Source organism: Trichocoleus sp. DQ-A1 (assembly GCF_039961955.1).
Lineage (GTDB): Bacteria > Cyanobacteriota > Cyanobacteriia > Cyanobacteriales > FACHB-T130 > FACHB-T130.
In genome coordinates, this window is the sequence record NZ_JAMPKE010000004.1 from 46362 (window position 1) to 58608 (window position 12247).

General features: G+C 43.8%; 7 protein-coding genes. 3 read left to right on the top strand and 4 right to left on the bottom strand.

Annotated elements, in window-relative coordinates:
• Nucleotides 1-40: 40 nt before the first annotated feature.
• Nucleotides 41-1114 carry a peptidoglycan-binding protein gene (locus NDI33_RS05900; RefSeq protein ID WP_190439772.1) on the bottom strand — a complete coding sequence of 358 codons (1074 nt, stop codon included), beginning with the start codon at nt 1112-1114 and terminating at the stop codon, nt 41-43.
• Between the two features lie 567 nt (nt 1115-1681).
• Here NDI33_RS05900 and NDI33_RS05905 point away from each other — a divergent pair.
• The 3 genes from NDI33_RS05905 to NDI33_RS05915 all read left to right on the top strand — a co-directional run bounded on the left by NDI33_RS05905 (nt 1682) and on the right by NDI33_RS05915 (nt 8242).
• Nucleotides 1682-3313: a hypothetical protein gene (locus NDI33_RS05905; RefSeq protein ID WP_190677668.1), complete on the top strand. Its 1632-nt coding sequence runs from the start codon at nt 1682-1684 to the stop codon at nt 3311-3313.
• 89 nt (nt 3314-3402) lie between these two features.
• Complete coding sequence (bchH, locus tag NDI33_RS05910) at nt 3403-7257, top strand: magnesium chelatase subunit H (protein ID WP_190677670.1); 3855 nt, start codon at nt 3403-3405, stop codon at nt 7255-7257.
• 112 nt (nt 7258-7369) lie between these two features.
• A complete protein-coding gene (locus tag NDI33_RS05915) occupies nt 7370-8242 on the top strand; it encodes a short-chain dehydrogenase (protein WP_190439769.1) in 873 nt (290 codons plus the stop codon).
• Between the two features lie 161 nt (nt 8243-8403).
• Here the strand turns inward: NDI33_RS05915 and NDI33_RS05920 are convergent, their stop codons facing one another.
• From NDI33_RS05920 to NDI33_RS05930, 3 genes are all read right to left on the bottom strand, one after another.
• Nucleotides 8404-9348 (bottom strand): phosphodiester glycosidase family protein, encoded by a 945-nt coding sequence (locus NDI33_RS05920; protein WP_190677672.1) that lies wholly within the window; start codon nt 9346-9348, stop codon nt 8404-8406.
• 194 nt (nt 9349-9542) lie between these two features.
• A complete protein-coding gene (locus tag NDI33_RS05925; protein WP_190439763.1) occupies nt 9543-10157 on the bottom strand; it encodes a gamma-glutamylcyclotransferase in 615 nt (204 codons plus the stop codon).
• Between the two features lie 344 nt (nt 10158-10501).
• Nucleotides 10502-12163 carry a D-Ala-D-Ala carboxypeptidase family metallohydrolase gene (locus NDI33_RS05930; RefSeq protein WP_190677674.1) on the bottom strand — a complete coding sequence of 554 codons (1662 nt, stop codon included), beginning with the start codon at nt 12161-12163 and terminating at the stop codon, nt 10502-10504.
• Nucleotides 12164-12247 lie beyond the last annotated feature (84 nt).

The window sequence follows — 12247 nt, forward strand, 5'->3', positions numbered from 1 at the left end:
AATCTAAACTCAAAATCTTAACTCAAAAAACTCCTCAGCCTTAGCGACCATCAACTGACCAGTGGGGCGGGTCATTTGCTAGCTTAAATACGCCATAAGATGCACCCACACTATAGAGAGCCGTATTGTTGGCACCATTCGTGGGAGCGCCAATATTCACCAGGGTGCCATCTCTCTTTTTTATTTTTAGAATTCCTTCCCAGGTAATGTTCCAATCGATGGCTAGCCTTTCAGTATGGCGAGATCTTAGAGCCACCGGATTCCCCCCAATGCCGAATTCATCTACCATCAGTTGTGCGGCTTGCACAGCTACAGCGTTCGTATAATGTACCCATTCAATGTCAACTCCCGCCATATTTGGTACATTTTCTGCTCTGATTTCTCCTCGACTAATCCGAGCCGAATAGTGCATCATATAAGCTCTTTGTGGAGGTCGATAGGTAGCGGCAATAATGGTTTGGGCACCCGCATCAATTAAAGCTTTTTGAAAAGCTGCTACCTTTTCTCGGAAAGGCGAAGCTAAATCAGAAATCGAGCGGCTAGTCGGAAAGTTGTCATACCAATGCGGACCACTCAAGCGAAATCGAATTCTTTTGGCATAGGCGTTGAGGATATCCATTGCTGGGATAAAGTCTGCGCCTAATTTCTGCTTAGTCGTTGCAGAAAGTAGATTTTCCAATTCATCACGCAAGCGCACATCTCTTTGGAGATAAGCTTGGGCTAACCCTTGGCTACTTCTAGCTCCAAAGTCTCCATCTACGGTTAAGTCGGGAACCAATATAGTATTCAAAGACTTTTGTAAATCTTTAACCTCTGCCTCGCCAAAGCGCAGATAAGCAAGCAACATTGCTGCCGTAAGATTGGGAACTTTATAAAGAAAACCGTCGCTCAAAGCTTTGGTGTAGGTGGTATTATCCACAACTCCATTAACCGGCAAGTTATTCCTTTGCTGATAACTACGGGTAGCTGTATCGCTAATCTTGCCAAAGTCTCCATCAACGGTTCCTATCGGATAACCAGCCTCTTTTAAAAAGCTTTGCCAAGCACTGACTGCTGCTCCATTAGAGCCGATTTTGAGTGTAGGTAATTTCAGCGCACTGATATTAAAAGCCATAGATTCCACCTGAATTCAGTATTGCTAACTTTTCTGTTAACTAGCCAAAAAAAGCCATCGATCAAGTCTAGCTTTTGTGCTATTTTAACGCTACAAAATAACGCAGCCAATGAGAGTTACACTGCTTGTGCGATATAGTTGCATTTTATAACTTAATGCTTAATAAGTTTCGATAATATAACTTTAGTTATTATTTCCATCTTCTGTCTATCTTCTTATTTAATTCTAATAATTACATTATTGGAAAATACATTATGCCTAAAATCAATCCTCTAACTTATGATAATTAATAGTTAATTAATTATCTGGCTTTTTTATAAAATTAAATTTTCTTGAACTTGAGGTAGCTTTTATAGTAAAACCTCTACCTAATCTTCTGTCCAGTTTTCAAATAAAAGATTTAAATATTGTTACAAATTGCTACAATATTTAATTGAATCTTATCGTCTTAGAGATTCTACCGGCTAATTTGAAACCGCTGCTGATTTAACACAAATTCCGGATTTTATCTCATCGGTTGTGGAGCATCTGGTAACGAATGTTCGCTTTTTTTAATAAGGAGACTTTATGGCAGACTCTGGAAATCGAATGCGCGATCGCACGCCAGACGATGTAATTATTCAGGCACAGGCGCGAAAACCCATTACAGATCCCAGTCTGGGCATTGCCGTTGAAGTGAGTAGACAAGGAACTCCTAAGCATCGGCTAGTCACGATTGGGGACTCTCTCTCTCACGGCTTTCAAAGTGGGGCAATCTTTAATACTAGCCTCTCCTATCCGATGATGATTGCCAAGGAAATGGGCTGGTCTAACCAGATGCGTTATCCCACCTACGACGGGCCAGGAGATGGGTTTCCGATCAACCTAGAGCATCTGGCTCGACAACTCGATCGGGAGTTTGGTGATATCAACTGGTTGGATTTCGCTCCAGCGCTGTTGTTTATACGCCACTACATGGACGATATAGAGGATTATTGGGAACGTGACGCAGGCTCCCGCTTCCCAATTCAACGAGGGATTAATCACAACCTGGCGGTCTATGGTTGGGATTTGCGGAATACCCTGTCGCGTACTGCGGACATTTGCCTAGACATCATTCGGAAAAATCCGCCCAAAGACGATTATCTCCGGCAGGTTGTTGAGTACCATAACGAACGCGCTGCTATCCGAGTTTTGAATTCGGCGCGGGATGCACAAGGCAACGCGCTGACACCACTGCAAGCGGCGGCAGCACTGGGCGCTGAGGGGACGCAAGAAAGCGATGGTAACGGCATTGAAACGCTGCTTGTTATCATCGGTGGCAACAATGCGCTGGGTAGTATTCTGACATTTAAGGCAGCTTGGACTGCTGAAGGTTATGACGATATGGCGGTCAACGATCGCTATACTGTCTGGCGTCCAATTCACTTTAAGGCTGAACTGGACAAGCTGGTTGAGGAAGTTAAGCAAATCCGCGCTCGCCATGTAATCTTGGCAACGGTTCCTCACATCACCATCCTTCCTTTTGCCCGTGGTATCAATAAAGACAATGAAGGGAAAAAAGCTAAGCCGGGATCTCGATACTTTCCTTACTACTCCTTGCCTTGGCTTACCGAAGAAGACTTCGATCCGAATAAGCACCCCTACCTGACAGAGGAAGAGGCACGAGCAATCGATAGTGCGATTGACCAGTACAACGACTCTATAACCGAAGCGGTGCATCAGGCTCGACAGGAAGGCAGAGATTGGTATCTGTTTGAAATGGCTGGACTACTAGATCGCTTGGCATCCAGGCGCTATATCCAAGACCCGGAAGCCAGACCGACTTGGTGGGATGAAGTGGGTGGTCAGTACGAGTTGCCACCTGAGCTTCAGGCACTTTCACCTGTACCAGATTCCCGCTTTTTTAAATCTGATGCAACAGGTCGCACTCAAGGCGGCTTATTCTCTTTGGATGGCATTCATCCCACCACGATTGGCTATGGCATCATGGCGCAGGAGTTAATCGAGATTATGCACAAGAAGGCGGGGGTCAAGTTTTACGAAAGCGATGGGAAAACCGAGCGGACTGGTGACATCAAAGTTGATTTTAATCGCTTGATTGCCTTAGATACGCTGATTTCTAACCCACCGCGATCGCTCTCTAATGCTCAGAGTTTAATCGGTTTGATTGATAAGAACTTTAATATCTTCAGCGGGATGCTCAGGGCGAGTTACTAAAAGCAATCTGAGGTCGGGGTGGGCTTAGGCGTCCCATCCCCAAGGTTCCTGCTTAAGATCGAAAGTAGGAACCTTTAATCTCTCTGGGCATGAAACGCATTGTTCTAATTGCTGGGTTTGAATCATTCAACGCTGACTTGTACCGGAAGGCAGCTCATTTGGCTCAGGCTAGGTGTCCGGAGTTGGATATTCGGGTGTTTAGCGATCGCGCCCTCACCACAGAACCAGAAGCCGTAGAAGCCGCACTCCAAGGGGCAGATGTCTTTTTCGGCAGTCTGCTATTTGATTACGACCAAGTCATGTGGTTGCGCCAAAGGGTGCAAAATATTCCGATTCGCCTCGTTTTCGAGTCAGCCTTGGAATTGATGAGCCTCACTCAGATAGGCGCGTTCAAAATTGGCGACAAACCCAAGGGGATGCCCAAGCCAGTTAAATTTATTCTCGACAAATTCAGCAACGGGCGAGAAGAAGACAAACTTGCCGGTTATATTAGCTTTTTAAAAGTTGGGCCAAAATTATTAAAATTTGTGCCAGTGCAAAAAGTGCAAGACTTACGCAACTGGCTAATTATTTACGGTTATTGGAACGCTGGTGGAACAGAAAATGTCGCGTCGATGTTCTGGACGCTGGCAGAGAAATATTTGCAGTTAAAGGTAGGAGAAATTCCACCGCCAGTTGAAACTCCAAATATGGGATTGCTGCATCCCGATTATCAAGGCTTTTTTGAATCTCCAAGGGCATATTTGGGATGGTATCGACAGCTTCGCAAAGGAGAAGATAAAAACAAAGAGAATTCACCAATTTCCAATTCCCAATTTCCAATTCCCAATTTCCAATCCCCAGTCGTCGGCATTCTGCTTTATCGCAAGCACGTTATCACCAAACAGCCTTACATTCCCCAACTCATTCGCCACTTTGAGAAAGCTGGGTTGATACCTTTGCCAATCTTTATCAACGGCGTCGAAGGTCATGTGGCGGTGCGGGATTGGATGACAACAAACTACGAAATGCAACAGCGACAACTCGGTAATCTTGAAACTCCATCTCTGTCTGAAGATGCGGTTCCAGTAGATGCAATTGTCTCTACGATTGGCTTTCCCCTCGTCGGTGGCCCTGCCGGGTCAATGGAAGCAGGGCGACAAGTGGAAGTAGCCAAACGCATTCTAACTGCCAAGAATGTACCCTATATCGTCGCTGCACCGTTACTAATTCAAGATATCCATTCTTGGACGCGGCAGGGTGTTGGCGGGTTACAAAGTGTTGTTTTATATGCTTTGCCAGAACTGGATGGGGCAATCGATCCAGTTCCTCTCGGCGGTTTGATGGGAGAAGATATTTACTTAATTCCAGAACGAGTTCAGCGTTTAACAGGAAGGTTAAAAAAATGGATTTCCCTGCGACAAAAGCCAACGGCTGAACGTAAAGTCGCCGTAATTTTATATGGATTTCCGCCTGGATATGGCGCGACGGGTACAGCGGCTTTATTGAATGTACCGCGAAGTCTAATTAAATTCCTTCACGCCCTCAAAGACCAAGGCTACAACGTAGGCGAATTACCGGAAAATGGGGAAGAATTAATTCGCTTGGTGAAAGAAGCGGATGAGAACCCCACCCCAACCCTCCCCGTTCACGGGGAGGGGGCAAGATTATCTGGAGGGGCTAGGGGAGGCACAAACGTTAATGCTAAAACCCTAGAAGAATGGTTGGGCTACCTACTCACCAGCCGCATCGAAAAACAGTGGAAATCCCTCACTGGAACTGGCATCAAAACTTATGGAGATGAATTTCAAATTGGAGGGATACAACTAGGAAATATTTGGATAGGCGTACAGCCACCCTTGGGAATTTCCGGCGACCCGATGCGGCTAATCTTTGAGCGCGATTTAACACCTCATCCTCAGTACGCCGCCTTCTATAAGTGGTTGCAAAACGACTTTCAAGCTGATGCTGTCGTTCACTTCGGAATGCACGGAACGGTTGAATGGTTGCCCGGATCTCCGCTCGGTAATACGGGCTATTCTTGGTCTGATATTCTGCTAGGAAATATCCCCAATCTATATATCTATGCGGCGAACAATCCTTCTGAATCAATGTTGGCAAAGCGTCGCGGCTACGGGGTGCTGATTTCCCATAATGTGCCGCCTTATGGTCGTGCTGGATTGTACAAAGAATTGGTGTCGCTGCGCGATTTAATCGCGGAGTATCGGGAAGACCCGCAAAAAAATTACGCCCTCAAGGAAGCGATTTGTAAAAAGATTGTAGATACGGGTTTGGATGCAGATTGCTCTTTTGAGGATTCTAAACGCTTAGGTATTAACTTCTCGCCTGAGAATGCCAGACTGTTCAGTGCAGATGTTTTTAATTCTTACTTAGTAAAACTGTACGAATATCTGCAAGTTCTAGAAAATCGTCTTTTCTCATCTGGTTTGCATACATTGGGGGAACCGCCAACTCCAGAAGGGCTAATTAGCTATTTTGATGCTTATTTTGAGTTACCAAAAGACATTATTGAGGCAGTTGCTAAAGGCGCAGACAAACAGGCAGCACTGTCAGCACACTGGGAATCCTTAAACAAAACATATCCTAATGTTAAATTTCGCATCAATCCTAATCTTCCAGAGTTAATAGATGAAGCGATAAAAATACGTGATTTATTGCAACAAAATAGTGAAGAAATCACTAATTTGCTGCGGGGACTTAATGGCGAATATATTCCGCCTGCGCCGGGTGGTGATTTGTTGCGGGATGGTGCTGGTGTGTTGCCAACAGGCAGGAATATTCATGCTTTAGATCCCTATCGGATGCCTTCCCCAGCCGCTTACGAAAGGGGTCGAGAAGTTGCTAGAAAGATTATCGCCCAACATCTTAAGGAACAGGGTTCTTATCCGGAAACTGTGGCGGTGATGTTATGGGGATTGGATGCGATTAAAACGAAGGGCGAATCTCTGGGAATTTTGCTGGAATTAGTGGGTGCTGAACCTGTTAAGGAAGGTACGGGAAGAATTGTCCGTTATGAATTGAAACCAATTGCAGAAGTCGGTCATCCGCGTATTGATGTGTTAGGGAATCTTTCGGGAATTTTCCGCGATACCTTTATCAACATTATTGAATTGTTGGATGATTTGTTTCAACGTGCCGCTGATGCTGAGGAACCGGAAGACCAAAACTTTATCCGCAAACACACTTTAGCGTTGAAATCTCAAGGCGTAGAAAATGCCTCAGCGCGATTATTCTCTAACCCCGCCGGTGATTTTGGTTCGTTAGTGAACGATCGCGTAACCGATGGTAACTGGGAATCTGGCGATGAATTGGGCGATACTTGGCGCGATCGCAATGTCTTCAGCTACGGTAGAAAAGACAAAGGACAAGCTAGACCAGAAGTGCTGACGCAGTTGTTGCAAACAAGCGATCGCATTGTCCAAGAAATCGACTCGGTTGAATATGGTCTTACCGATATTCAAGAATATTACGCCAACACTGGCGGCTTGAAAAAAGCCGCAGAAAAACAACGTGGTAAAAAAGTTAGCGCCAGCTTCGTCGAAAGCTTCTCTAAAGACACCACTCCCCGCAACTTAGACGATTTACTTCGTATGGAGTATCGTACCAAATTGCTGAACCCCAAATGGGCAGAAGCAATGGCGAATCAAGGTTCCGGTGGTGCTTATGAAATCTCCCAACGTATGACAGCGTTAATTGGTTGGGGAGGGACTGTTGATTTTACCGATGATTGGGTTTACGACCAAGCAGCAGATACCTATGCTTTAAATGCAGAAATGGCAAATAAATTGCGTGAGGCGAATCCCGAAGCTTTCCGCAATATTGTTGCGAGAATGATAGAAGCAAATGGGCGAGGTTTCTGGCAACCTTCTGAGGAGAAATTACAGAAGTTACGCGAATTGTATGAATTATCGGAGGCAGAAATTGAAGGTGTAAGCATAAGCTAATCGGATGATATGGTAGTTATTATGTAACTCATAAGCTTTCACCTAACCCTACTAGCTTATGGTTCTAGGGTATAGGTTTAGCTTTAAGTTTTATTACCAAGGAGTATCAAAGGTGGCAAATTTAAACAATGAATTTCCTTCTCCTATAGAGTTTTTTCTGGAAATTCCTCTTTATGGTTCTTTTGAAGTAGAGCCTAATTCCGAACTAATTAAGGAAATTGAAAATTTCAAAGGTTCGATTGATGCTTTCTGCCTGAATTGTAAAAAGCCAAGTACCTTCAAGAAAATGGTTGGTATTAACGAACCTATATTAGGACATTTGTCAAAATCGATTAAAGACAAGAAAATACTTGCTAATGCTAAAAATCAAAATCCTTTACTAATTCGTTGGCAAGAATCTAATCTAAATAATAGAATATTTAATGTCAATTTTTCCTGCGCCAGGGATAACAGTCATAGGATGCATTTTTGTTTTAAAGTATGCGAAGGTACAATTCAAAAAATTGGTCAATATCCTTCAATTGCTGATTTGAATATGACCGAGATAGGAAAGTATAGAAAAGTATTAGGTGAAACAAAATATAAGGAATTCAGTAGGGCTATTGGGCTTGTCAGTCATAAAATCGGTATTGGCTCTTTTGTTTATTTAAGAAGAATATTTGAAAATTTAGTCGAAGAAGCTCATCAAGAAGCTAAAAAAACAGATGCATGGGACGAAGAATTTTACAACAGTAGTCGAGTTAATGAAAAAATCGGTTTATTGAAAGATATTTTGCCTGAATCATTAGTTAAAAATACAATTATTTATTCAATTCTAAGTAAAGGAATTCATGAGTTAAGTGAAGAAGATTGCTTGAATCATTTTAGTAGTCTAAAAAAAGGGATAGAAATTATTTTGGATGAGAAATTAGAAAAATTAAAAAAAGAAGCAAAAATCAAAGAAACTGAAAAGTCTCTGTCTGAGATAAAAAGTAAACTTAAGTAAATTAATAGAGTATAGCAATATACTCGATGAGAGGTAAACTCGGTTGCATAAACCTAAACGCCGCTTGCAAAGTGTAACCTAAAAAATATCACTGTGAAGACTGTATAGAAAATGCAGATGAAACTTGAGACTTATAAATATAAAAGTAGCTTAATAAAGTTTTACTCGGTTTTATAAATTAAGAAAACTGAGCCAATTGGATTAGAGTTTTCTACATAGATTTTGTCGTTATAGTAAAAAGCTGTTGAAAACCCACCATCAAATAACATCGCTTCCTGAATATTTCCTAAACAGTGATTGTTAGAAATTCCTTTCAGGACATCATCAAACTTATCTGGATATAATGGCCCATCGGTTTCGACGTTGTTAACCAATAAAATTACATAGCCTTTAGAAGTAATTGCTGCCATTGAGCGACTGGTTTCGTGTTTACAGGCATATTCTCCCAAGTCATTACAAATATCTTTAAATATTCCATCTTTATAAAATCTTCCATTTCCTCCTACTAAGTTATAGTTTAAATTTTGCTCGTTTCTTTTCCCAATCTGAATTGTCGCTTTTCGCTCTTCTGCACCTCCTGAAATTCCAAAAGAAGACCGCTTATCTTTAAATAAACCAGAATATTCTACCCCCCTCGAAATGTTCAAGCCTTGGGGTTTATTCTCAGGATCTATATAATCCCCGTTAATGGCTGCAATCGGTTTTTTGCCATTTAGTTTTGCATTATCATCGGCTATAATTTCATGAAACTGTTTTGGAACATATTCTTTGCGGAATCTTCCTTTAGCATCTTTAGCATAAATTTCATGGGCTAAAGCAAGACTAACCTTAAAATCTAGTTTCGGAGATTTTGGATCAAAAATAAGAACATAATTTGCACCTTTAGCCTTTGTATTTCCTTGATGATCCGTTCTGATAAATTCTATGCTGAATTGGCATTCTTGGCTTTGGCAATCGCATAAATTATTAGCTGTATTTTCTCTGTTTATTATTTTTTGTACTTGAACTTGAAGAATCTTTGAAGCATTTTTGGAATAAATATGAATAGCGGATACAATAATGAATGTTACTAATAATATGCTTAGAAATTTTGCTTTTGTAAGCATACACCAAGAATTTACAAAAAATGTATGTTTACATTTTAAGCCTAGCAGTACCTAGGATGAGGGTAAAAATCGACTACCCTACAAGTATTTTAATAAATAATAAACACGAGGGAATTGTCAGTTGTCATGAGCTTTTAGGTGTTTGCTCAGAATTCCTGACCAAAAATGAATCCTTAATGACGAATGACGAACGATCAATTACCGCTAACTAAACGAACCGTAGAGACTGATGAGACCCAGTGGCGCTGTTGTAACTGATGCATATGGTTAAACAGTTGCCAGCAATACTGTTCTGGAAGCCCGCAGGTTAAGGCACCGCGCAGGACAACGTTGAAATACCAGTCGTTGGGGGCGAGTTCTTCTGCTAATTTGTTAACGACAACGTAGGTACGAACGCTGGTATATGTCCGACCTTGGCAGGAAACGTTGACCATTTCCTGGCGATAACCGCCTTGAGGGACTTCTTCGCGTTCATCTAAGCGATCGCTCAATCTCCACGGTAGTCGATACAGAACTCCTTCAACTGAGGCTGATGGATCTTTTACCATATCTAAAACACCACAGTTGCGAAGCGCTGAGCGACGATAAAATCCTAGCCGATATCCTTTCAGTGTGGCAGCACCAATCACGTAACTATGGGTGTTCTCGCCGAATGTACGCTTTAAATCGACCGGGCACATACAAGAACCGTAAGCAAAATAGTAGAACATCGGCTCTGTTTGTTGCTGTTGTTGCAATCTCAATGCTGGATGTGAAGGATTATGAGATTGTACCCAGGTGTGTTTTAAGTGTCCAATGCGATCGCTCATCTATCTATAGGTATAGAAATGTTTTTACTATGGACATGATTCTAGCAGAATGTTTTTATTGTATACCTTCATATCCCGATAGGCAAACCGTAGATTAAATTTTTGTTTTCTCCTCCGGAAACCGGATAAAGATTGGTAGGGTTGAAAAAGCCAAATGTTTTGGAGTTTCCTTGCGGAAGTACAAATACAAGGTTGGGTTTCATTCCCGCACGGAGCCAACGAAACACTGGCTGCGGTTGGGTTCAACAGCGTGAAACCCAACCTATACGGAAAGATTTGTCAGCTAACCCTAACCCCTCACCATTGATGGAAAAAAGAGCTTTTGTGTACGTCTGTGCCTCACTTTAGTTTCGCCAGCGTGCCCGATAGCTTCGCGCATCAAGATGACACAGGTTCGGAAAGCTGGTGTAACGACCCAAACCACCGGGCCACCAAGGGTCGAGAGACCAGTAAAGTTGATCGCCAGAAAGACCTTCGCAGAGAAAGTCTATTGCATCTCCAACAATATGACGGCTGTATCTTGCCCCACCAACTGCACGATTGATCGCTGGAGGTCGATACCAGCTAGTGATGATGAAGGGTCGCCCAATGCGATCGCGTGCCCTTTGTGCGAGTCTCGCAATCCGGATCATGGCATCCAGCGTCGCCTGGTTAGGAGGCATCCGGGTGCCGCCGTGGGTAGCTTCTGCCCAGGTAAAGTTGCCATCCGGAACGATGGGGGCAGACAGCTGAATATTCCTTAGCGTCCACCTGTCGGGACGCTTGGCGACAGCGATTGGGACAGGCTTGGGTGCGGCGTCCGGAGAATCTTTCCGTGCCTGATTCATGCGTTTGAGATCCTCAAATAAGGAGCGAATGGCTTGATCTCTGGTTGCCAAATCGCGCCAAAGTTGAACCAGGCGGATTAAAGCTTCTCGTTGGTGGTCGATTTCTTTATATTCAATCGGCAGACGCCGAACAAAATTCAGCAATTCTCGATCTAGCTGGGCGGCAAGACTCGATAACCTGGTGCGATCGCTTGTCGTGCCACTCAGCAGTAGAGGGTCGATTCCCAATGATGCCAGCGCGGAAGCGCGAGAGTCCAACTTTCGCCAGATCCGAACTAATTCAGTTAGCGCGTTGCGTTGGTTGCCTGAAGCTTGATAATACTGCGGGATGCGCTGGATAAAGGCAATCAGGGCCGGATCGACAATTTTAATCCCTGTATCGGCGGAGGTGTTGTTTTTCAAAGAAGCGATCGCAACTTCCCGCGATTCTAGCTGACGCCACAGCTGAGCTAGCCGCAGCAGGGCTTCTCGCTGATAGGGATAACCGGAGTAATTGGGAGAAATTCGTTGGATAAATTGCTTGAGAGGAACATCCATCTGGGATTCCTCAAAGTTATCGCCAATAACAGTGCCAGGAGACAGCAAAGACCCGATCGCGGCTTCTTCTGTATCCATCTGACGCCACATCCGCACCACTTCCAGGGCAGCATCCCGTTGATGAGGCAAGCCAGTATAGTATTCTGGAACTCGCTCCACTAGGGTCAGTAGCGCCTTATCCAGGTAGGCAAGATTCTGGGGCAAGCCTTCCCCACTGAAATCAGTTTCGATGTCTTTTAGATACGCTTGCAATAACGTTTTGGCATCGCTGGCTTCCAACCGTGCTGCTGTCGGTTCGCTGGCAGGCGGTGCATAACCATCAGCCACAGCTTGAATAAAGCGATCGCTGTAGCGCCCTTTTTCTGCGTCCCACAGATCCGCTCCTTTCCACCCCTGAGCGACCAGATTGTTACTTAAACTGCGGATAGTATTGGCAGCATATTGCACTTGTTTGGGAAAAGAATCCACCTCCTGTAGGGGAATGCGATTCGCTGGGGAGATGCCCAGTCCCTTTTCTCCGTCCGAAAACTGCGGTGAAGATAGCACTTGATAAAGCGCTGCCAGAATCGGCTTGTGAATGCCAGTTCGTTCCGCTTCTAAGAGGTAGTAGTAATTGCGCTGGTCTGGTGTCAGTGTTGGCATAGCCAGTTTTGATAACCCACTTAACCACTCTATGACTTTGGCACCCGTTCCGAAGCTTTTCCAGAGTGATTCCTAGAATAAATA